Source organism: Bradyrhizobium sp. BLXBL-01 (assembly GCF_051853025.1).
Classification (GTDB): domain Bacteria; phylum Pseudomonadota; class Alphaproteobacteria; order Rhizobiales; family Xanthobacteraceae; genus Bradyrhizobium.
On sequence record NZ_CP182471.1, the window covers coordinates 7,817,816 to 7,839,502 of the forward strand.

Consider the following 21,687-nt stretch of genomic DNA (forward strand, 5'->3'; position numbering starts at 1 on the left):
AATGGCCGAGCGCGTGGTCAAGCTGCCCGACGTCGGCGAAGGCATTGCGGAAGCCGAGCTCGTGGAATGGCACGTGAAGGTCGGCGACGTCGTGCGCGAGGACGCCGTGCTCGGCGCAGTCATGACCGACAAGGCGACGGTGGAAATTCCCTCGCCCGCCGAGGGACGGGTCATCTGGCTCGCCGGCAGTGTGGGCGACGTTCTCGCCATCGGCTCGGACTTCGTTCGGCTGGAGGTCGACGGCAAGAGCGCGCCCGCGACGGAAGCGGTGAAGCTCGCATCGTCCGCGGCAAGCGCTTCGGCCAAAAAGTCTGATCATGCCGCAAGCGCCCCGCGCGTGCCGGCGAGCGATCCGCCCAATGCGCGGAGGACGCAGCCATCAGCGGCGCTACTCCGCCACGCAAGCGATCGGCCTTTGGCCGCCCCGGCGGTTCGGCTCCGCGCGCGGGAAGCAGGCGTCGACTTGCGTCAGATTCGCGGAACGGGCCCGGCGGGGCGGGTCACCCACGATGATCTTGACGCCCATTTCGCGCGCGGCGGTATCGGAACGACAGCGACGCCGTATCCCGCGCAAACCGCGGTGACCGACATCAAGATCGTCGGCTTACGCCGCAAGATCGCCGAGAAGATGTCGATTGCGAACTCGCGCATTCCGCACATCACCTATATCGAAGAGGTCGATGTCACCGCGCTCGAGGATTTGCGCGCGAAGCTCAACAGCCAGAAGCAGCCGGGCAGGCCCAAACTGACATTGTTGCCGTTCCTGATGCGCGCCATGGTGCGCGCGATCACCGGGCTGCCGCATCTCAATGCCCATTTCGACGACGAGGCCGGGATCGTTCACCAGCACGCGGGCGTTCATATCGGGATTGCCACGCAAACGCCGACCGGCTTGGTGGTCCCCGTCGTCCGGCATGCGGAAGCGCGCGACCTCTGGAATTGCGCCGCCGAGGTCGCGCGGATCGCGGAAGCGGCGCGGAACGGCAGCGCCACCCGCGACGAACTCACCGGCTCGACCATCACGATCACGTCGCTCGGCGCACTGGGCGGGCTCGCGACGACGCCCATCATCAATCATCCGGAGGTCGCAATCGTCGGTGTCAACCGCATCGCCATCCGTCCGCATTGGGATGGCGCCGTCTTCGTTCCGCGTCAGATGATGAATCTGTCGTCCAGCTTTGATCACCGGGTGATCGATGGGTTCGATGCAGCCCAGTTCGTGCAGCGGATCAAGACACAGCTGGAGACACCGGCCATGATCTTCATTGACGCATAAGACAATGACCGAAATCACCTGCAAGCTCCTTGTCATCGGCGCGGGCCCCGGCGGCTACACCTGCGCGATCCGCGCCGGCCAGCTCGGCATCGATACGATCATCGTCGAGGCCGAAAAGCCGGGTGGAACCTGTCTCAATGTCGGCTGCATTCCTTCCAAGGCCTTGATCCATGCGGCCGGTGAGTATGAAATCATCGCGCGGGCCGCCGATGGCAAGAATGCCTTCGGCATTTCCGCTGCGCCGCCATCACTCAACTTCGCGAGGACCATCGCCTGGAAGGATGATATCGTCAGGCGCCTGAACGGCGGCGTGGCTGGTCTACTGAAAAGAGCCGGCGCCAGATACGTGGCTGGTCGCGCCTCCTTTCGCGACGGCAAGACCGTCGAGGTCGAAACGCCATCCGGCCGGCAGGTGATCCGTGCCGAAACGGTGGTGATCGCGACGGGCTCCGAGCCGGTTGCGCTGCCGTTCCTTCCCTTCGGAGGCCGCGTGATCTCCTCGACCGAGGCTTTGGCGCTCACCGAAATCCCGAAGAAGCTTGTCGTGGTCGGCGGCGGTTACATTGGCCTCGAGCTCGGCACTGCGCTCGCGAAAATGGGCGCAGCCGTCACGGTCGTCGAGGCTGCGCCGCACATTCTCCCGCAATATGATGTCGACCTAAGTGAGCCCATCGCAAGGCGCCTGACCGCGCTCGGAGTCACGGTTCTGACTGGCGCAAAGGTGCAAGCACTCGGCACGGAAAGCGCGGCGCTGGCGATCGAGACCGCCAGCGGGGAGCAGACGTCACTCGAAGCCGACAAGATCCTTGTTACGGTCGGCCGCAGACCCGCGACAAGCGGCTTCGGGCTCGAGATTCTCGATCTCGACATGGATGGACCTTTTATCAGAATCGACGACCGATGCCGTACCTCGATGCACGGCGTCTCCGCGATCGGAGACGTCACGGGAGAGCCGATGCTGGCGCATCGCGCCATGGCGCAAGGCGAAATGGTGGCTGAGATCGTTGCCGGTCGCCGTCGCGCCTGGGACCGCATTTCGATCCCGGCGATCTGCTTCACTGACCCCGAGATTGTCACGGTCGGCCTGTCACCCAACGAGGCGAGCAGCAGGGGTTTCGAGGTCAAGACGGACCTCTTCCCGTTCAAGGCCAACGGCCGCGCACTGACGCTGGATCGGGAAGACGGCTTCATCCGAACCGTCGCGCGAGCCGACAATCATCTCCTGTTGGGAATCCAGGGCGTTGGCGCAGGCATCGCCGAGCTCTCGGCAGCCTTCGGTCTTGCGCTGGAGATGGGCGCGCGCCTCGAGGATGTCGCCATGACCATCCATGCGCATCCGACCCAAGGCGAAGCCTTTCACGAGGCCGCGCTGAAGTCGCTGGGACATGCGATTCATATTTAGGCGTATAGGAACTCCCATGCCCCGCGCCGCGGCGGCGCCTCCCGTCGGAGGAATTGTGGAGTCCGGAACGGCATAGGCGATGAAGGCGTTCGACACCCGCTGCAAGCTGCCGGCATCGGTGGTAATTCGGCATTGTTTTCTTCGGAATGCCCTCTCAACGGCAGCCAATGCGGCACAAACCCGCAAAGATCACCCGATGCCAATCGGGAGCTGAGCATGTCCCAGTCAGTACACGTTCGGGCCTTTCGCGACCTTGTAGGCGACCGAGGTGTCGTTGACGACCCAGAGGGGATCGCTACCTACACAACGGATCAACGCCAGCTCTTCACGGGGTCGACGTTTGCCGTGCTGAAGCCGGCTACGACACAGCAAGTCGCTGACGTGGTACGGCTGGCGGCGCACCACGGGATCGGAATCGTTCCGCAAGGCGGCAACACCAGCTATTGCGGCGGCGCTACGCCGGACGCATCCGGACGCCAGATTATCGTGAGCCTCGAGCGGATGGACAGGATCCGCGAAATCGATCCCGTGTCCATGAGCATCTCTGTCGATGGCGGCGCCATCCTGAAGAACGTACAGGACGCCGCGGCGGCTGCCGGCCTTCTGTTGCCGCTCAGCCTCGGCGCGGAAGGCAGTTGCCGGATCGGGGGCAACATCGGCACGAACGCCGGCGGGCTGTCAGTCGTCAGGTACGGGATGATGCGCGATCTGCTGCTCGGGATCGAGGCGGTCCTGGCGGACGGCACGGTCGTCTCCGACATGCGCAAGCTGCGGAAGAACAACACCGGCTACGACGTCAAGCAGTGCTTCGTCGGAAGCGAGGGGACTCTCGGCATCGTCACCGGCGCAGTGTTGCGTCTCGCGCCCTTGCCGACCCGCCGCGCCACTGCCTGGCTGAAGCTCGCGAACGGGGCACCGCTCGCCGAGCTTCTCGCCTTGGTCCGCCGCGAATCCGCAGACCTGCTGACCACGTTCGAATTCATGGCGGCCAAATCCATCGCGCTCGCGACCGAAGCAATGACCGACCCGCCCTCCCTTCGAACAAGCCCAGCAGGCGCCGTCCTCGTCGAGATCGCCTCTTCCTCACGGCATATCGATCTGGACGAACTGATGGAAGCCGTTCTGGCCGAGGCGATCGAGTCCGGCTGGATCGATGACGCATTGCTGGCGCAGAGCGGATCACAGCGGACCGCGATGTGGCGGCTCCGCGAGACCATCCCCGAGGGCGAGAAGCGCCGGAACGGATCGGTCAAGCACGACATCTCGGTGCCGCTTTCCTGCATTCAGCGCTTTCTGGACCTTGCCGGCTCGCAGGTGCGATCGTATGACGCCGACCTTGAACTGTCCGTCTACGGTCATGTGGGCGACGGCAATCTGCATTACAACGTGCTCGTTCCTCGCGATGTCGACCGGCTGGAATTCACCAAGCGGATCGAAGGCAGCCTCTCGCTGCAACTCTACGACACGGCCGCGGCGCTCGGCGGCACGTTCAGCGCGGAGCACGGCGTCGGTCGTTTCAAGAAGCACCTTCTGGAGCGGTACGGCGATGTCGGGCGTATCGCGGCGATGCGCCGGATCAAGACTGCCTTTGATCCGGCGGACATCATGAACGCCGGCGCGGTCGTTCGTCCGTTGGGAGAGAAGTCTGTCCGTTGAACCATGGGCCGCGAGCTGGCGATGCTTTCCAAACGGTGGGCTTCGATGCACCTCGATCAGCCAAATCGTCTTGTGTCCATAAAGAAAGAGCCACTCCGAAGGAGTGGCTCGAGTTGGGGAGGAAACGCTCCTTAGGGACTGCAGGGCCTGACTTCCGGCTCGATCTCAGATCGCGGAGATATCCAGCTTCGAGCCGTCGGTCAGACGCGACAGCCGGAACGGTGCGGGATCGACGCAAGGCGTGTCGTTGACGACGAGCTGTGCGGCCAGATAGCCGAGCCCTGGGCCCAGACCGAAGCCGTGACCCGAGCAGCCCGCTGCGAGGACGAGGCCCTTCACCCCGTCCACCTGCGACACAACAGGCACTGCATCGGGCGTGCAATCGACGAAGCCGCCCCAGGCGCTATCGATCTTGATTTCCCCGAGTTGGGGGAAGGTTTTCCGGACACTCTCCACCACTTGGCTCACCAGCCATTTCAAGGGCGGTGGATCCAGCACGCGATTCTGCTCGAAGATCCGATCGTCGTCGGTCAGCAGCGCCGACATCGAATCCGGTCCCGAAACGAACGATCGGCCAACGCCGAGCCTGACGTTCTTCAGCCGACGCAAGAACTGCGGCATGAATTCCCGGCTGTATCGGATCGCCTGGGGCGTGATTTCGAGGTTCGCCTTGCCGCTGATCGCAAGCGTATAGCTGCCGTCCAGTCGGCGCGTGATCGTGCAGTAGGGAGTGGAGACCGCCTCGCCTATGTTGATTGTCGGGGTAGAACGCAGCGCGGTCTGACGGATGCTCGCCTGGGGGAAGCTGATCCCGAGCGGCCGAAGCAAGCGCGACGACCAGGCGCCGGCGGCGCACAGCACCGCGCTGGTTCTGATATAGCCCTTCTCCGTCTGCACGCCCGCGATCTTGCCGTTGGCCAGGTCGAGCCCCCGCGCAGCGCATTCCTGGTGGATTGTGGCGCCCAGAGTTCTGGCCCCCTCGGCGATAGCCGGCGCGGCGAGCGCAGGTTCGGCCTTGCCGTCCCGCTCCGAATAGGTCCCGCCGACCCAGCTGTCGCGCGCTTCGGGGACGCGCTCGGCCACCTCCGCCCGGCTCAGCACGCGGGTGTCGACGTCGTACTCCCTGGCGACCTCGCGCCACCTTTCCCAGCCGGCGAGCACAGCCTCGTCGTGAGTCGCATAGACGAGACCGCAGCGCCGAAATCCGAGGTCCCGATTGATATCGCGCGTGAGCTCGTCCCATAGCCGCATGGAGATCACCGAGAGCGGCAGTTCGCGCCGGTCGCGGTTCTGCTGGCGGCACCAACCCCAGTTTCGGCTCGATTGCTCACAGGCCACGTGGCCCTTCTCGAGCAGCGCCACAGAGAGGCCGCGCTTCGCCAGGTAATAGGCGGCCGTAGAGCCGAGGATGCCGCCGCCGACGATGACGACATCGGCTTCGGCTGGGAGACGCTCATCGCTGTGAATGCGCTCGACGTGGGGCGACATGTTTCAACGAACCTCGGGTGCCGGGAATACGAAAGCGAAGTCCCGATCAGCCCATCATCGCATCGTGCGCGAAATAGAATGTGCTGAAATCATCTCGGACCTCGCAAGATGTTCGGGTTTTTGGCCGCTTGAATGATACGAGCTGCTCAGGCCCGACCAGTCCCAGTTCGGCGGAAGGTGGCGGGACCTGCCCGTCCGCTGGATCGCGCTTGTGGCCCTCGGAAATTCCCCGATCTGCATCGATTGCTCCAGTAGATCGCTGGCCTTCATCGGTAAAATCCGAGGACGGCCTTGGTCTCCAAATACTCCTCCATGCCCTCACGGCCGTATTCGCGTCCGTTGCCGGAGCGCTTGTAGCCGCCAAAAGGTGCGTTGGGGTCCCAGTCGGGATGGTTGAGATGCACTTGACCCGACTGAATCCGCCTGGCGACGGCCCGCACCGTCTCCATATCGGTGCCCTGCACATGGGCGCCGAGTCCGTAGACGGTGTCATTGGCGATCGCGATCGCTTCGTCCACGGTATCGTAGGGAATGATCGACAGCACCGGGCCGAAGATCTCCTCCTGCGCGATCCTCATGTCGCGACGGACGTTCGAGAAGATGGTCGGCCGCGCATAGAAACCAATCTGAAGGTCGTCGGGCCGACCTCGCCCGCCGATGACGAGCTTGGCGCCTTCATCCAGGCCGACACCAATCATGGTCTGCACGCGCTCGAACTGCGGCCGGTTGGCAATCGGGCCATGGGTCGTGCTTTCCGCAAGGGGATCGCCGACCACCAATTCAGAAGCGGCCGCCGCCGCCAGGATCTCGACCTCCTCCAGCTGTGAGCGGGACACAAGCATGCGCGTCGGCGCGCTGCAGGATTGGCCGAGATTGCGGAAGGCGGCACCGACGCCGAGCGGAACGGCACGACCGAGATCGGCGTCCGGCAAAATAATGTTCGGCGACTTGCCGCCGAGCTCCTGGGCAACGCGCTTGACGGTGGGCGCCGCGGCCTGCGCGACGAGAATGCCGGCCCGGGTCGAGCCGGTGATCGAGATCATGTCGACCTGGGGATGCGACGCCAGACGAGCGCCCACGATCGGACCTGTTCCATTGACGAGGTTGAAGACGCCGGGCGGACAGCCGGCATCGTCCATCACCTCAGCGAATAGCAAGGCGCTCAGCGGCGATAATTCGCTCGGCTTCAACACCACCGTGCAACCGGCTGCGAGCGCGGGACCGACCTTGGCTGTGATCTGGTAGAGAGGCCAGTTCCAGGGGGTGATGAGACCGCAGACACCGATCGCCTCGCGCATGATCGCCGTGCTGCCGCGCGCGGCGATGAACTGATAATTCGCGAGATTGTCGCGAGCGACACGAATATGTTCGGCAGCCAGCGGCACCTGGGCTCGACGCGCATAGGTGATGGCAGCTCCCATCTCGCACGTGAGCGCCTGCGCGAACAACTCCAGCCGCTGGAGCAGCAAACCGTGAATCCGGTCGAGCAGCACCGCTCGGTCAGCAGGCGGCGTCATGGACCAGCCTGCGAAGGCTCGTCTGGCAGCTCCTATGGCGCAGTCCACATCATCGTCATCGCCGAGCGCGACGTCAGCGATCGGCTGCTCCGTCGCCGGATTGACGACGGTTGCTGCTGCCACGACTGATCCGACCGGCTTCCGCCATCCTCCGTCGATGTAGAATTTTCCGAGGAAGCCGGCTTCCGTCAGGTGTCGAAGAGGAGAGGTCATTGGAAGCGATCCTTTCGACAACCTACCAGCCGCGCATCCGCGGCCATCGCGCTGCGATCGCGTCGCTGCCGGCGGAGACGGCGTTGTACAACTCGTGTTGCGACGCCGTCGCACAGGCATGATTGGGCAGGATGCGGACCTTCGCGCCGATCGGAAGATTGGGCAAAGCCTGCGCCGACCCCGACTTGATGGCGAGGATGCCGTGCTCCTGGCTCGCTTGCGAAACGTTCAGGTCGGGATAGATCTTGCCGGCCACATCGCAGACCAGACCGTAGCCCTGGTCGACCCGCTGCGCCGCGGTGCCGCGATCGCGCGACAGCGCCATCCACCCGGCATCGACCAGGATCCAGCCCTTCTCGGGCTTCTTGCCGATCACGGTAGCAAGCACCGAGATCGCGATGTCGTCGGTCGTGCAGACACCTACACCGTGCATGACCAGATCAAAGAACATGTAGACGCCGGCTCGCATTTCCGTGACGCCGGTCAGGTCTTCGGCAAAATGGGCGGTCGGCGTCGAGCCGACGCTGACGACCGGGCACTCATGCCCCGCCGCGCGCAACCTCTCCGCCGCAGCGACGGCCACGGCCCTCTCGTTTTCCGCAGCCGCGACAAGGGCCGCGGGCGTGCTGAGGCCGTAGGATTCGCCGGCATGGGTGAGAATGCCTACGAGGTCGACGCCGGCCTTGACCACGGCGGCCGCGACGGCGATGAGCTTGGGATCCTCAGCGGTCAGCCCGCCACGGTGACCGTCGCAATCGATTTCGATGAAAGCAGACGGCGCTACGCCGGCGGCACGAGCGGCCGCGCCGAGGATGATCGCCTGCTCCGGCGAATCGAGCAGCACCTTGAGGTCGATGCCTGCTTTGCGCAGACGCATCGCTCTTCCAGCTGTGTGGGGCGCCAGACCCACGGCATAGGTGATGTCCCGGAATCCATGCTGCGCGAAGTACTCCGCCTCCGCCAAGGTCGAGACAGTGATTGGTCCCGCCCCCGATGGATAGACGCGTTGGGCGACGTCAATGGATTTCGCCGTCTTCATATGGGGACGCAGCACGACGCCTTGCCGGGCCATACGAGAGGACAGGCGCGCCAGATTGCGGTCCAGCCGGTCCTTGTCGAGCAGGAGCGCCGGTGTTGCCAGCGCACCAATCGTTGCGGCCGTCTCGCCCGGCCCGGCGTTCGGGACATCCGTCCTGTCTATCTCCACGTGTAGCATCCCGATATCCCTTAGCCGAATGACTGGTTGGCGAGCCCGAACATGCGGGCCGGTCCAGTCCATGCAGCCGGCGTCCCCAGCACCATGGTGGTGGCATCACTAACCTGCTGCAGGCCGATGCTTTCGAGCCATTCCCCGAGCTGCGAGGAGGCCGGAGTATCGATCCGGACGAAGACAGGCCCGAGCCGCGCGATCGCGAACTCGATCAGCGCGCGTGCATCGGTCGGGCTCTCGGCCACCACGGGACCGATGACATACCCTCGGCCGAAGAGCCGAGAGATGGCGTAGCCGCAAAGTATGCCGTCACGCAGCAGGACATAACCGTCACCACTATCGAACAGCCGATTCAGCAACTGCCGCCGCTCCAACCCGGTAGCAGTGCGGTCGAGCCGCGCGATCGCCTCGAACTCCGATGCGGCCATCGGTCTGAGGAGGCCCGATCGCGGCGTCTCGTGGCTTTGGCGTGGAATTCCCTGATGCTGATGGATGATCCCGGTCGGCAGAAAACCGCGGCGGCGATAAAGCGTGATGCCTTCGGCCGTCGAATTCAACGCGATGGTCCGTGGGCGCGCGGACGCCAGCAACGCATCCATCAGCCGCGCCCCATAGCCGCGGCCCTGAGCGGCCTTCGCGACGATGATCATGCCGGCGGACGCGTGAGTCTCGCCGTATGGCCACCACGCCGCGGTTCCGATCACCGTCCCCTCGCGCTGCAGAACAAACCCATGACCCAGCTGCAGCGCAACGTCCCAATCCTCAATGCGGTAGGGCCAGGACATCTCCTGCGAGAGCTTCAGGGCGCCTTCCAGATGCGCTCTGGAGAAAGGAAGCAGGGCCACGTCTTCGTTGTCGCGCTGCCCGGCTGGGTAAAATGCGGCTGTCATGATCGGTCGACGTCTCTTGCTCGGGTTGCAGGCCTAATCGCCAGCGCCAGACAGCGCGAGGCCATCTCATGATCCCCGCGCAGTTCGCAGCGTAACTTGGGTCCGACAGCATTACGCAGCGGACTGCCGCAAAGTTCGGCATAGAATTTCATTGATGATGCGGCAGCAGGATCAATCTGCTGTCCCGCTCGGAAGACTGCGAAACGACACGGATCCGGCCCGCTTGCGCGCCAGTGATCATCCGCTCATGCTTATAGAGGCCCTCCGCCTGGACCCGCGAAAGAAGCTCGCGAGTTCGGCCTTCTAGGGTTGGCGCCATCGTACCCCCACCCTTGCTGCCGCAAATTGGACGATCATGATCACGCGAACTCTCCCCGGAGCATGAGCAAGATGCGCTCGAAGTCGCCGGGATCATGTGGTTTAAGGAGCGCAGCCTGCCGAGGCAGGTGCACATCCCAGAGACGCGACAGCCAAAACCGGAATGCCGCAGCGCGCTGCATCGCAGGAAGCAGCTTGTGTTCGGAGGAAGTCAGCGGCCGAACGCTCTCATAAGCATCCAGGAAAGCGGCGGCTCGCTCGACATTGGCGCGGCGGGTGAGGCCATCGACGCACCAGTCGTTGAGACACACTGCTATATCGAACAGAAACGTGTCGCACCCGGCGAAATAGAAATCGATGACGCCGGACAGGCGCCCCCTCTCGAACAACACGTTGTCGCGAAACAGATCGGCGTGGATCGGCCCCGTGGGGAGTTGCCTGTAGCTGGAGGATAAAGCGAGCTCGTTCTGAAAGACCAATTCAGTCGAGAGCAGCGAGCGCGGTCCGGCAGGGAGGCGGCCGCCGAGCACCGGCGCAACCTCATTCCACCATTGAAGGCCCCGCGGATTGGCCTGCTGTCGTTGGTACTCGCTCCCGGCCACGTGCAAACGCGCCAGGAACTCGCCGACCGAACGGCAATGGGCCGCCGTGGGCTCTGTTTCGCTTGCACCAGGAAGCCTGTTGACGACCACCGCGGGCCGCTCTTTCAGCATGTGAAGGATCACGCCCCGTGCGTCAGCAACCGGATCCGGGACGGGCATGCCTCGTACCGCAAGATGCTTCATAAAGTACAGGTAGAACGGCAGATGCTCGGATGTAAGGCGCTCGAACAAGGTGAGCACATAGGCCTCGTCATCCGTGTCGACGAAGTAGTTCGTGTTCTCAATTCCGCCGGTGATCCCACGAAGGGAACGAGGCGCGGCGAGTCCCAGCGCTCGGAAGAACGACGTCACCTCGTGGAATGACAATTCCGTAAACACGGCCATGGTTGAAGCAGTCCTCGATCCCAAGCGGCCGCTCAGCTGGTCGCAATTTCGGCGATGTAGTTCTTGACTGCCTGTGCGTCCGGCGGAAGGACTTTGACGCGCCTCGGCAGTTCTTCCAGGCCCTTGAACCGGTCCGGAAGATCCGGCTCGCGGCCCAACGCTTCCTTGATCGTCGCAGCGAATTTGATTGGCAGTGCAGTTTCGAGCACGATCATTGCCTCCCGGGGTGAGGTGTGCGCGCGCGCGACTGTGACACCATCCGCCGTGTGTGGGTCGATCACGGTGTGGTAGCGCTCCCAGGTGTCTCGGATCGTCGCCAACCGGTCGGCATGGCTGCTCTTGCCGCTTCGAAAGCCGAAACTGGCGGCCGCCTCCGCGAAACGGGGATCTCCACTCAGGTCGAACCCGCCCCGCTCCCCGAGCTGACCATCAAACAGCGCCTTAGTCCGAGCGGCGTCGCGACCGACCAAGTCAAAGACGAAACGCTCGAGATTCGATGCCTTGGAAATGTCCATCGAGGGGCTCGACGTTTCGAGCGTATCAGCCCGGCTCCGAACGCGATACACGCCGGTGCGGAGAAATTCGTCGAGCACGTCGTTCTCGTTGGTCGCAACGACGAGGCGGCAGATCGGAAGCCCCATCATCCGCGCAACATGGCCGGCGCAGATGTTTCCGAAATTGCCTGAAGGCACGGTAAAGCTTATGCCTGCCGACGCGTGGTCGGACGCCTGCAGGTAGCCGGAAAAGTAGTAGACGACCTGAGCAAGCAGTCTCGCCCAGTTGATCGAATTGACCGCACCGAGCTTGTATCGCCGTTTGAACTCGAGATCGCCGGACACGCGCTTGACGATGTCCTGGCAATCGTCGAAGACGCCATCGATCGCGATGTTATGGATGTTGTGGTCCTGGAGGCTGAACATCTGAGCTTGCTGAAAGGCGCTCATCCGCCCGCGGGGCGACAGCATGAACACCCGCACCCCTTTCTTGCCGCGCATCGCGTATTCTGCGGCGCTGCCGGTGTCGCCACTGGTCGCGCCCAGAATGTTCAATTCCTGATGCCGTCGCGCCAATTCGTACTCGAGCAGATTGCCGAGCAGCTGCATGGCCATGTCCTTGAACGCCAGCGTCGGACCGTTCGACAATTCCTGGAGGTAAAGCCCCCTCTCCAGCTTCCGCAGCGGCGCGATATCAGGCTTTCCGAAGATCGCCGGCGTGTAGGTCTTTTCGCAAATTGCCTTCAGGTCGGCCGGGGGAATATCGCTGACATAAAGTGATAGAACTTCCCACGCCAGACTTCGGTACGGCAAGCTACGCCACGCATCGAGCGTCGCGCGATCTACGCGCGGGTAGCTCTCAGGTACGTACAGCCCGCCATCCTGAGCGAGACCCTCAAGCAGTACCTCGCAGAACTGCTTGCGGCCTGAATGGCCACGCGTCGAAATGTAGTGCATCGATCTTCTTTCGAGAGGCGCGATCGCCCGGAATTGAGAGGTCGGGTGGTAAGCTGCGGACGTTCATCAGCGGCTGGCGCGCCACAACGCGATCCGGTCCCGCATGCGATAGCTCTGGATGAAGGCCGGCATGAACCACGGATCCCCACGATAGAACGGGATGAAGGCCGGAGGGCGGAAGTCGAAAGCCGTGCGTGCCCGCTCCTCATGCCTCATGAGCTTGTGGGCTGCATGCATACCGATCCATGGGGCCCAAACCACGCCCGAGCCGCAAAAGCCGGTGGCATAGACGATGCCGTCCTTCTCGAAGATGCGAGGGATCATGTCGCGGTTCATCGCCACGTTGCCGAACCAGCTGTGCGAGAGGCGAACGCTCTCCAGTTCCGGAAACAGATTGACCAGGCCCTTGCGGAGCAGCAGCTTCGGAGCGATTGGATCGCCGACGCGGGAGCTGTCGCGGCCACCGAGCAGAATGCGTTTGCCGTCCGGCGAAGGTCGGTAATAGAAGCCGACCTCCCGATTTTCGATGATCATCATCCGTTTCGGCATCAGCCGCGCCATGACGTCGGGCGCGAGCTCCTCGGTTGCAATGATCCGGCTGCGGACCGGGACCAATCTGCGGCGCAGGAAGGGCACGGCACCATCGGTGTAGCCGTTGGTACAAACCAGCACCTGACGCGCCGTCACCGTGCCCGCCGCGGTGACGACGCGGAATTCGGCACCATCTCTTTCGATCGAAATCACCGGCGTCCGCGCGTGGACCGCCAATCCCGAAGCCAGCGCGACACGCAGCAGCTCGGCGTGGAATTTGGCCGGGTGCAGCCCGCCGATATCCATCCGAACCGTGCCGCCGCGATAGACATCCGTGCCGATGTACTTGCGCTGCTCGGCATAGGGAACCGCATAAGCCTCGATCTTCAGCTTGTTCGCCAGCCTCTCAGCAGTGCGCGCCATGGCTTCGTATTGCTCATAGCCGAAGGCGCCCTTGAATTGCCCCACCGGCTGGAAGTCGCAGGCGAGGCCTTCCGTCTTGATGAAATCGTACAGGAACTCGCGTGCGGCCTTGCCTTCCGCCTCGATCGCCAGCGCCTTCTCTTCACCGAACCGTCGCGTGAGCGCCGCGTAATCCGGACGAATGGATCCGCTGGTGATTCCGCCGTTGCGCGTCGAGGCTCCTTCGCCCGGATCCATTGCATCAAAGGCTGCAACCGAGCGCCCCTCGCGCGCGAGCACCAAACCAGCCGACAGCCCGGCGTAGCCCGCGCCCACAATCAGCACGTCGAGCTTCGTGGGCAAGGGTTGCGGAGGCAGCGGCTTCAGCGGGGCGGCTTCCCACCAGTATGGCGTCGCCTTCTCGTCTACTCTGGGCGCATGCATGGCGTTTGCTTTTCTAAAGTCTTGTCGTGTTCAGCCGAGCCTTGGCTCGCGCTGATCAGATATGGTCGTTTCGAACGTCGAGGGCATCTCGCAAGCCATCGCCGATGAAGTTGAAGCTCGTCACCGCGATCGTAATCGCGGCGCCGGGAATGATGGCGAGCCATGGAGCGCTCGCCAGATATTGCTGGGCGCCGTTGAGCATGTTGCCCCAGCTCGGCAGCGGCGGCTGGATGCCGTAGCCGAGAAAGCTGATATAGGCTTCCAGAAGAATCGCACGGGCGACCGCCAGGCTTGCGGCGACGATGATCGGGCCGATGGCATTGGGCAGGACCTCGCGGAACATGATGTGCCTTCGGCTCAGTCCCACCATGCGTGCAGCCTGGACAAACTCGCGCTCGCGCAGCGAGCGGACCTCGGCTTCGACGATTCTGGCGGTCTCCATCCAGCTCGTGGCCGCTATGATGACGGTGATCATCACCGGGCTCGGCCGCAGCATTGCGGCCAGCGCCAGCACGAGGAAGATCGAGGGATAGGAAAGAAAGCCGTCCACCGTGCGCATCAGCGCAGCCCCGACCCAGCCGCCGCGATAGCCTGCGGTCACGCCGACCAGGGTGCCGATCAGCGTCGATAGCAGCATCGCGGAGAATCCCACCAGCAGCGAGACGCGCCCGGCCATCAACAGCCGTGCGGCCAAGTCACGACCCAAAGGGTCGGTGCCGAAATAGTGGTGACCAGTGAGAGGTGGCGCAAAGCGGGCGCGCAAATCGATCTGGAGCGTGTCGTAAGGTAAGGCATAAGGGCCAATGGCGCACGCCAGCACAAGCAGGGTGATCATCGCGATCCCGACGAGTGCCAGATGATGGCGCATGAAGCGCGCCACCGCACGGCTGTGCCACCAGCGAGTAGGAGCTGCGTGCACGACGATGGCGGTCATATCTGCTGCCTCCTGGTAACAGGGTGAGCCGGCGGGCTCAGCCCAGGCGAATGCGCGGGTCGACGGTGGCGATGACGATGTCTGCGATCAGGTTGCCCAACACGACCAGGATGGCCGAGAATATCAGCAGCCCCATCACGACGGGATAGTCGCTGTAACCGAGACTATCGAGAAACAGCCGACCCATTCCCGGCCAGGTGAAGACAGTCTCGGTCACCAATGCGCCGGTCAGAATGCTGGGCAATTGCATCCCGGCCAGCGTGATCATCGGCAACAGCGCATTGCCGACGACGTGCTTCAGCAGGATGCGTCGTTCGCTCACGCCCTTGGCGCGGGCGGTCTTGACGAAATCCTGACTCAGCGCTTCGAGCGTTGCCGTGCGCATGTAGCGGCTCCAGATCGCGACATGAACCAGCGACAGCACCAGGCTGGGCAGGATCAGATGGTGCAGATAATCCAGCACCGAGCCGTCGCCGATCGTGTACATGTTGCCCGCAGGAACCCACCCGAGCTTCAGCGTAAAGATGTAGATGCCGATGAGGCCGAACCAGAACGTCGGGACCGAAAGTGCCACCATGGCACCCACCGTCGCGCAATAGTCGAACAGGGAGTAGCGGTGGGTAGCACCGCGGATGCCGATCCAGGTGCCGGCCGCGATCGCCAATACAGTGGACGTGCCCATCAGCAGCAGCGTCGCCGACAGATGTCGGCCGATCACCGCCAGCACCGCAGAGCCATCGCGGAAGGAGTGTCCCCAGTCGCCCCGGATCAGTCGCCAGGCCCAGTCGAGATACTGAAGCCACAGGGGCCGGTTCAGCCCAAGCTGCGCTGCGAGGCGCTCGACGTCCTTCTGGGTCATGCCGGGATCGAGCCCGAATTGCGCGAGAGGACCGCCAGGCATGAGGTTGAGGACCGTGAAGCCGATGATCGAGACGATCACCAGCAGCACGACGCTCTGCGAGAGACGATTGAGCAGAAAGGCGGACATTCGAGCCCTCCGTTAGCGTGACAGCGCTGCCGCCGGCTTGCAGGTTCGGCGGCAAGACATCAGCTCGCCCAGTACCAGGCCAGCGCATTCCAGGATTCCGTGCGCGTATTTCCGTTCGGCACGAAGCCGTTGATGCCTTTCTTGAGCCCTTCGACCGCATTGCTCTGGTACAACGGAAGGAACGGCAGGTCGCGACGAACGAGTTCCTGGACGCGAGAGTAGATCGCGCGCCGGGCCTCAGGATCGAAGGTGCGCGCGCCCTTGTCGAGCAGGGCGTCGACTTCCGGATTTGCGAACTGCGCATTGTTCGAGCCGCGGCCGCCCTTGGCTCCGATCGAGCGCGAGTGCAGGCGATTGGTGACATCGGGATCGGCGCCGATCAGATACGAGCTACCGACGATCACGGAATCGAACTGCGATTGCATCCAGAACTCGCCCCACATCACGGCGGCGGGCAGGTTCGATATCTTCATCTCGACGCCCAGCTGCGCAAAGGTCTGCTGCAGGAACTGCTGCACCTGCTCGCGCAGCGGATCGCCGGAGGTGGTCGAATTGGTGAAGGACAGACGAACACCGTTCTTGGTCCGGATGCCGTCCCGTCCCGGGGCCCAGCCGGCCTGATCGAGGATCTTGCGCGCGCGATTCAGGTCGAACTGGTGCAGCGGCAGATTGGCGTTGAAGTAGAGGGACTGCCGCGGCATGAAGGTCTCCGTCGGAGTGGGCACGCCGTAGTAGAGCCCCTGGATGATCGCCTCCTTGTCGATCGCCGCATAAAGCGCCTCGCGGACCGCAAGTTCCTTGAACTGCGGGCGCTCGAGGTTCAGGTAGAAGGACTCGAACGAGGCCCTTGGGACCAGCGTCACCACGCGGTTCGGCAGCGTCTTGGCTTCACCATAGTGATCGGGAGTGATGTAGGGCTGACCGACGAGATCGATGTCGCCGCTCTTGAACTGGGTGTAGAGGACGGTGAGATCGGGAATGTATTTGAAGACCAGCCGCTCGATATGGGGGCCTTCACCGAAGTATTCGGTGTTGGCCACGAGCTCGAGATGATCACCAGCAACCCGCTTCCCCCACTTGAACGCGCCGGTGCCGACCGGCGCCTGGTTGAAGGCCGCGTTGTTCGGATTGGCCTCTTTCTCCAGGATGTGCTTGGGCACGATGAAGGTTTCGGTGAGGAACGACAGATACGGCGCAAAGGCTTCTTCCATTCGCCACGAGATCTCCGTGGGCGAGACCACCGTAATGTCGCGCACGAGAGTGTGACCGGACGTGCGCCAAGCCCGGAAGTTGGGGTTCGTGATCAGTTCGAGCGTGAACTTCACGTCCTCGGCGCTGAAAGGCTTGCCGTCGTGCCAGCGGACATCGTCACGCAAACGAATGCGCCATTTGAGACCGTCTTCCGAAATGCCGCCGTTCTTCTGGTTCGGCACTTCCTGGGCGAGGTTGGGCTGAATGACACCTTGGGGATCGATGCGGAAAAGCGCGTCGAAAACCGAGAAATGCACGCCATCGTCGACTTCAATGTGGGCCATCAGCGGATTGAAAACGGTCGGCTCCTGTCCAAGTCCGACGATGACGCGGCCGGTTGGCTTTGCCGAAGAAGTACGCGCGAAGGCCGACTTGCCCAAGAGATTGGGCGCGAAGAGGCCGGCAGCTCCACCAATCGCCACCATGCGCAGGGCATCGCGCCGCGAGTAGTTCGATGTCGTCGCAGAACGCTTGGTCATAACGTCTCTCCTTGCCTGTGGTGTCCGACGCGGCTTTCATCCTGGGGCATGTTCCCGGGCTGCTCGCCGGGGATCGCGGCCACCAGTTCTCGGGTGTAGCTGGATTTCGGGTCGAGGAAGATCTGGGACGGCGGTCCGCGCTCAATGATCTGTCCTCGATGCATGACGGCGATTTCATCGCAGATCTGGCTTGCGACGCGCAGATCATGGGTGATGAAGATCATCGAGACGCCCGTCTCGCGCTGAATCTGATCCAGCAGCTTCAAGATCTGGGCCTGGATCGATACGTCGAGCGCGGAGACGGCTTCGTCGGCAATCAGCAGCTTCGGCTTGAACATCAGCGCCCGCGCGATACCGATGCGCTGGCGCTGCCCGCCGGAGAACTCGTGCGGATAGCGGTCGAAGGCTCCTGAATCGAGGCCGACATGGGACAGAAGCTCCCGCGCCCGCTCGGCAGCCTCGCTGTATGGCACCCCATGCGCGACGGGCCCGACCGTGAGAATATGTCCGACAGTCGATCGCGGATTCAGCGAGGCAAATGGGTCCTGGAAGATCATCTGGATCCTGGGCCGCAGCGATCGAAACTCGGCCTCGGAAAGCGCAGCGATGTCGCGCCCTTCGAACAGAATCGAGCCGCTGTCGCACGCCATGAGCTTGATCAGCAGCCGACCGAGCGACGACTTGCCCGAACCGCTCTCCCCCACGACGCCGAGCGTGCGGCCCGACGTGAGGTCGAAGCTGACCCCATTGACCGCAGGCACGATGCGCTGCGTGCGGAAAAGCGCGCTGCCGCTGCGATAGGTCTTTGCGAGGCACTCGACCTTGAGAATGGCCACTGGCTCAGCAGCTTCCAAGGGCACACGGTTTTTGCCGGTCAGGTGCGGGACGGCTGCGATCAGGCGGCGCGTATAGAGGTGGCTGGGCGACTTCAGCACCTGCTCGGCACTGCCCTGCTCCACGCAATGGCCTTTCTCCATCACCACAACGTAATCGGCGATCTCAGCCACGACACCGAAGTCATGAGTGATGAACATGACGCTCATCCCCTTGCGGCGTTGAATGTCGCGGATCAATTTGAGGATCTGCGCCTGGGTCGTCACGTCCAGGGCGGTGGTCGGCTCGTCTGCAATCAGGATCGCGGGCTCGAGAGCCAGAGCCATGGCGATCATCACGCGCTGCCGCTGTCCGCCTGAAAGCCGGAATGGATACTGGTGATACATGAGCTGCGGATCTGGCAGACCCACTTCAATCAACAGGTCAATTGCCCTGCTGCGACGGGAGGCCGGTGTTCCAACGTCGTGCGCAGCCATCACCTCCTCGATCTGCGCGCCCACGGTCATCAGCGGGTTGAGCGCCGAGAGAGGGTCTTGAAAGATCATTGAAACGATGCGGCCGCGCAGGCTGCGGAGCTTGTTGGGCGAGAGACCTACGATGTTCATCCCGTCCAGGTGGATCGCACCCGAGGAGACCCGGATCGCTTTCGGTAGAAGCCCCATGATCGCATTCGCGGTGACCGACTTGCCCGATCCGGATTCCCCGATGATACAGAGAATCTGTCCGCGTTTCAGATCGAATGAGATGTTCTCGACGGCGTATGCCCGCTCCATTCCTTCCGGCAGACTCACGGTCAGCTCGCGCACCGACAGCGCGACATCGACGGGGCTTGCCACCTGGATGCCAGAGGCCATGAGAGCATCCTCCTTTTTCAAGCCAGTGCCGTCATCTTGCTGCGGCCGGCGCCTTCGGCTCCTTGCGTCTCCGCGCTCCTTGGACAGGTCAATAATTCGCCGCTCAACTTGCCATTCCTTCATTGGAGGCTGCGACATGGTTCAGGCCTCTTCGCGCAAGAAGCAAGAGCCGTTGCTCAGAGCGCCGCGCCGACCCGTTCGGCTACCTCGATCGAAGCGAAGCTCCTTCATGGCTTGATCCCTTCCGCGAAGGCCTGCTCCTGGACAAGGCTCATGCAAGTTGCCTCTTTGAACTTCGACCATCGATCGGTTGGTTCTGCCGATCTTGACGATGTCGATCACCCCGGAGTCGCCGAAAGCCGGCATCGAAGCAGCAGGAACTTCTGAAAACGAAGTCCGATTTGGCATTTCAGTCTGCGCCGCCAAGTCGCCGTGGCCCCTGCCGGGAAGGCGCGCAATGGATTGCGGGAGCGCGAGCGTCGGTCTCGCCGCCTGCAAGTGCGGTGCAAGCAAAGTTATTTTCGCAACAATTGCCTGTGTCAAAGACGGTAAACCGCAGGATATTCGGTCTCACGACGAAAGTCCGCGGGGGCTGCGGCAATTCCTCGGTTACGCTACGGCAACCACCGGAGATCCTTGGTCCGATGAGCGCGCCGCTCCTGCATATCGAATCCAGTCCATCCCTACCTCGTGAGGCAGACGTCGTGGTCATCGGCGGCGGCGTCGTGGGCGTGTTCACGAGCTACTATCTCGCTCGTCGCGGCCTCAAGGTTGCTTTGCTTGAAAAGGGCCGCGTCGCCGCCGAGCAGTCCAGTCGCAACTGGGGATGGTGCCGCCAACAGAACCGCGATGCGCGCGAGTTACCGCTTGCCACCAAGAGCCTGGATCTCTGGGAGCGAGTTGCCCAAGAGACCGGTGAAGATGCCGGTTTTCGCCGTTGCGGCCTGTTGTACTTGTCGAACGACGAGAATGAGCTGGCCGGCTGGGCAAAGTGGCGCGACTTCGCCAGGACCGTCGGGGTCACGACGCACATGCTGAGTGCGGAAGAAGCGAACGAGCGAGGCAGGGCGACCGGTCGCAAGTGGAAGGGCGGCGTCTTCTCGCCGACAGACGGGACGGCAGACACGTCAAGGGCCGTGCCCATTGCCGCGCGCGCAATCATGGCGTCGGGCGGCACGGTGCACCAGCAATGCGCGGCGCGCGGTTTGGAGCTCACTGCCGGCCGGGTCAGTGCAGTGGTGACCGAGGCGGGCACGATCCGGACGAAGACGGCTGTCATGGCAGGCGGTGCATGGGCTTCGTCGTTTTGCAACCAGCTCGGCATTCGCTTCCCACAGGCATCCGTACGCTCTTCCATTCTGTCCCTGGCCCCGGGCCCAGCCGGCCTGCCTGACGCCTTGTACGCCGGGCTCGTATCGGCGACGCGACGCGGCAACGGCGGATACACGTTGGCAATCAGCGGGCGCGCGCGAGTCGATCCGACGCCGCAGCAGTTCAGGTTCAGCCGCGAATTCCTGCCCATGTTCGCCCGCCGGTGGCGAAGTCTCGGCCCTGGGGCCTTTGAAGGCTTGAGGCAGCGTCATGAATCTCTGGCGAAGTGGCGGCTCGACGCGGTGACCCCGATGGAGCTGAACCGGACGCTCGATCCTCGCCCTGACATGAGGCAGATTCGGCTGACGCATCGACGAGCCTGTGAGCTCGTGCCGGAACTCCAGCGCGTCGAAATCTCAAACGTCTGGGCCGGCTACATCGACAGCACGCCGGACGGCATTCCCGCAATCGGTGAAGTTGAGTCCATTCCAGGGTTCATCCTTGCGGCGGGATTCAGCGGCCACGGTTTTGGAATTGGCCCAGGCGCGGGGCATATGATCGCCGACATCATCACGGGCAGTCCGCCGATCGTCGACCCGCGCCCCTACAGGCCGGAGCGGCTGAAAATGAGCGCCTGGGGCAAGGTCAGCGAGTTCTGAATTGCAGCTTCTGCCTCGGTGGGAAAAGGTGCTGGTTGATGCTATGACAATGCATATGACGCTGAAATCTCAAAGCCCTCACGCCGTTATCGGCCCCATCTGATGGCATTGCTATGAAGCTCGATAAGATCGACATCAGGATTTTATGCGAACTGCAGAAGAACGGGCGGATTTCCAACGTCGAGCTCGCCGAGCTGATCAATCTTTCCCCAAGCCCGTGCCTGATGCGGGTCAAGAGACTCCAGACGGAGGGCTTCATCACCGGCTATTCGGCCCAGATCGATGTTGCCAAGCTCGGACAAACTCTGACTGTGTTCGCGGAAATCACCCTGAAGAATCACCGGCAGATCGATTTCGCGCGCTTTCTCACGACCATTGAAAAGATCGATTCCGTCGTCGAATGCCATCTCGTTTCCGGCGGGTACGACTATCTCGTCAAGTTCATCACGGCGGGGATCAGCGAATACCAGGCGGTGATGGAGCGCCTGGTCGAGATGGATATCGGCATCGACAAATATTTCAGTTTTGTCGTGCTGAAGTCCCCGATCGTGAAATCCCATCTGCCTCTCGAAAGCATATTCAACGGCTAAAGG

16 protein-coding genes are annotated in these 21,687 nt (G+C 63.0%); 5 read left to right on the forward strand and 11 right to left on the reverse strand.

Going from position 1 to position 21,687, the window contains the following annotated elements:
• Position 1 precedes the first annotated feature (1 nt).
• From ACNJYA_RS36210 to ACNJYA_RS36220, 3 genes are all read left to right on the forward strand, one after another.
• The gene (locus tag ACNJYA_RS36210) at positions 2–1,276 is read left to right on the forward strand and encodes a dihydrolipoamide acetyltransferase family protein (protein ID WP_260381154.1); all 1,275 of its coding nucleotides are present in this window, start codon (positions 2–4) and stop codon (positions 1,274–1,276) included.
• 4 nt (positions 1,277–1,280) lie between these two features.
• A complete protein-coding gene (lpdA, locus tag ACNJYA_RS36215; RefSeq protein WP_212256241.1) occupies positions 1,281–2,678 on the forward strand; it encodes a dihydrolipoyl dehydrogenase in 1,398 nt (465 codons plus the stop codon).
• A gap of 216 nt (positions 2,679–2,894) precedes the next feature.
• Positions 2,895–4,334 carry an FAD-binding oxidoreductase gene (locus ACNJYA_RS36220; protein ID WP_439364804.1) on the forward strand — a complete coding sequence of 480 codons (1,440 nt, stop codon included), beginning with the start codon at positions 2,895–2,897 and terminating at the stop codon, positions 4,332–4,334.
• A 165-nt stretch (positions 4,335–4,499) separates the two neighbouring features.
• On the opposite strand, the gene ACNJYA_RS36225 is transcribed toward ACNJYA_RS36220, so the two are convergent.
• The 11 genes from ACNJYA_RS36225 to ACNJYA_RS36275 form a co-directional block, all read right to left on the reverse strand.
• Positions 4,500–5,822 carry an NAD(P)/FAD-dependent oxidoreductase gene (locus ACNJYA_RS36225; RefSeq protein WP_439364805.1) on the reverse strand — a complete coding sequence of 441 codons (1,323 nt, stop codon included), beginning with the start codon at positions 5,820–5,822 and terminating at the stop codon, positions 4,500–4,502.
• A gap of 266 nt (positions 5,823–6,088) precedes the next feature.
• Positions 6,089–7,552, reverse strand: a complete 1,464-nt coding sequence (locus tag ACNJYA_RS36230; RefSeq protein ID WP_439401662.1) for an aldehyde dehydrogenase family protein — start codon at positions 7,550–7,552, stop codon at positions 6,089–6,091.
• Positions 7,553–7,574: 22 nt separating this feature from the next.
• Positions 7,575–8,768: an alanine racemase gene (locus tag ACNJYA_RS36235; RefSeq protein ID WP_439403514.1), complete on the reverse strand. Its 1,194-nt coding sequence runs from the start codon at positions 8,766–8,768 to the stop codon at positions 7,575–7,577.
• A gap of 11 nt (positions 8,769–8,779) precedes the next feature.
• A complete protein-coding gene (locus ACNJYA_RS36240; protein ID WP_212256229.1) occupies positions 8,780–9,652 on the reverse strand; it encodes a GNAT family N-acetyltransferase in 873 nt (290 codons plus the stop codon).
• A 359-nt stretch (positions 9,653–10,011) separates the two neighbouring features.
• Positions 10,012–10,956 carry a homoserine kinase gene (locus ACNJYA_RS36245; protein ID WP_439401663.1) on the reverse strand — a complete coding sequence of 315 codons (945 nt, stop codon included), beginning with the start codon at positions 10,954–10,956 and terminating at the stop codon, positions 10,012–10,014.
• Between the two features lie 32 nt (positions 10,957–10,988).
• Positions 10,989–12,407 carry a threonine synthase gene (gene thrC / locus ACNJYA_RS36250; protein WP_439401664.1) on the reverse strand — a complete coding sequence of 473 codons (1,419 nt, stop codon included), beginning with the start codon at positions 12,405–12,407 and terminating at the stop codon, positions 10,989–10,991.
• Positions 12,408–12,473: 66 nt separating this feature from the next.
• Positions 12,474–13,784, reverse strand: coding sequence for an NAD(P)/FAD-dependent oxidoreductase (locus ACNJYA_RS36255; RefSeq protein ID WP_172786015.1), 1,311 nt, complete (start codon positions 13,782–13,784; stop codon positions 12,474–12,476).
• A 55-nt stretch (positions 13,785–13,839) separates the two neighbouring features.
• Positions 13,840–14,718 (reverse strand): ABC transporter permease, encoded by an 879-nt coding sequence (locus tag ACNJYA_RS36260; RefSeq protein WP_172786016.1) that lies wholly within the window; start codon positions 14,716–14,718, stop codon positions 13,840–13,842.
• A gap of 37 nt (positions 14,719–14,755) precedes the next feature.
• Positions 14,756–15,706, reverse strand: coding sequence for an ABC transporter permease (locus tag ACNJYA_RS36265; RefSeq protein ID WP_172786017.1), 951 nt, complete (start codon positions 15,704–15,706; stop codon positions 14,756–14,758).
• A gap of 59 nt (positions 15,707–15,765) precedes the next feature.
• Positions 15,766–17,436, reverse strand: coding sequence for a peptide ABC transporter substrate-binding protein (locus tag ACNJYA_RS36270; RefSeq protein WP_439401665.1), 1,671 nt, complete (start codon positions 17,434–17,436; stop codon positions 15,766–15,768).
• On the reverse strand, positions 17,433–19,124 hold the full coding sequence (locus ACNJYA_RS36275) for an ABC transporter ATP-binding protein (RefSeq protein WP_439401666.1): 1,692 nt from the start codon (positions 19,122–19,124) through the stop codon (positions 17,433–17,435). The genes ACNJYA_RS36270 and ACNJYA_RS36275 overlap by 4 nt, the downstream gene beginning before the upstream one ends.
• Before the next feature lie 644 nt (positions 19,125–19,768).
• Here ACNJYA_RS36275 and ACNJYA_RS36280 point away from each other — a divergent pair.
• Together ACNJYA_RS36280 and ACNJYA_RS36285 are read left to right on the forward strand one after the other, a co-directional pair.
• Complete coding sequence (locus ACNJYA_RS36280; RefSeq protein WP_212256217.1) at positions 19,769–21,094, forward strand: NAD(P)/FAD-dependent oxidoreductase; 1,326 nt, start codon at positions 19,769–19,771, stop codon at positions 21,092–21,094.
• A 113-nt stretch (positions 21,095–21,207) separates the two neighbouring features.
• Positions 21,208–21,684 carry an Lrp/AsnC family transcriptional regulator gene (locus tag ACNJYA_RS36285; protein ID WP_027544593.1) on the forward strand — a complete coding sequence of 159 codons (477 nt, stop codon included), beginning with the start codon at positions 21,208–21,210 and terminating at the stop codon, positions 21,682–21,684.
• The last annotated feature ends 3 nt before the right edge of the window (positions 21,685–21,687 follow it).

What these genes read in the sequence shown, in the direction of transcription:
- ACNJYA_RS36255 (WP_172786015.1), bottom strand. Translation starts at nt 13,784, where the DNA reads ATGCATGCGCCCAGAGTAGACGAGAAGGCGACGCCATACTGGTGGGAA.
- ACNJYA_RS36220 (WP_439364804.1), top strand. Translation starts at nt 2,895, where the DNA reads ATGTCCCAGTCAGTACACGTTCGGGCCTTTCGCGACCTTGTAGGCGAC.
- ACNJYA_RS36260 (WP_172786016.1), bottom strand. Translation starts at nt 14,718, where the DNA reads ATGACCGCCATCGTCGTGCACGCAGCTCCTACTCGCTGGTGGCACAGC.
- thrC (WP_439401664.1), bottom strand. Translation starts at nt 12,407, where the DNA reads ATGCACTACATTTCGACGCGTGGCCATTCAGGCCGCAAGCAGTTCTGC.
- ACNJYA_RS36245 (WP_439401663.1), bottom strand. Translation starts at nt 10,956, where the DNA reads ATGGCCGTGTTTACGGAATTGTCATTCCACGAGGTGACGTCGTTCTTC.
- ACNJYA_RS36225 (WP_439364805.1), bottom strand. Translation starts at nt 5,822, where the DNA reads ATGTCGCCCCACGTCGAGCGCATTCACAGCGATGAGCGTCTCCCAGCC.
- ACNJYA_RS36280 (WP_212256217.1), top strand. Translation starts at nt 19,769, where the DNA reads ATGAGCGCGCCGCTCCTGCATATCGAATCCAGTCCATCCCTACCTCGT.
- ACNJYA_RS36210 (WP_260381154.1), top strand. Translation starts at nt 2, where the DNA reads ATGGCCGAGCGCGTGGTCAAGCTGCCCGACGTCGGCGAAGGCATTGCG.
- ACNJYA_RS36285 (WP_027544593.1), top strand. Translation starts at nt 21,208, where the DNA reads ATGAAGCTCGATAAGATCGACATCAGGATTTTATGCGAACTGCAGAAG.
- ACNJYA_RS36240 (WP_212256229.1), bottom strand. Translation starts at nt 9,652, where the DNA reads ATGACAGCCGCATTTTACCCAGCCGGGCAGCGCGACAACGAAGACGTG.
- ACNJYA_RS36230 (WP_439401662.1), bottom strand. Translation starts at nt 7,552, where the DNA reads ATGACCTCTCCTCTTCGACACCTGACGGAAGCCGGCTTCCTCGGAAAA.
- ACNJYA_RS36265 (WP_172786017.1), bottom strand. Translation starts at nt 15,706, where the DNA reads ATGTCCGCCTTTCTGCTCAATCGTCTCTCGCAGAGCGTCGTGCTGCTG.
- lpdA (WP_212256241.1), top strand. Translation starts at nt 1,281, where the DNA reads ATGACCGAAATCACCTGCAAGCTCCTTGTCATCGGCGCGGGCCCCGGC.
- ACNJYA_RS36235 (WP_439403514.1), bottom strand. Translation starts at nt 8,768, where the DNA reads ATGCTACACGTGGAGATAGACAGGACGGATGTCCCGAACGCCGGGCCG.
- ACNJYA_RS36275 (WP_439401666.1), bottom strand. Translation starts at nt 19,124, where the DNA reads ATGGCCTCTGGCATCCAGGTGGCAAGCCCCGTCGATGTCGCGCTGTCG.
- ACNJYA_RS36270 (WP_439401665.1), bottom strand. Translation starts at nt 17,436, where the DNA reads ATGACCAAGCGTTCTGCGACGACATCGAACTACTCGCGGCGCGATGCC.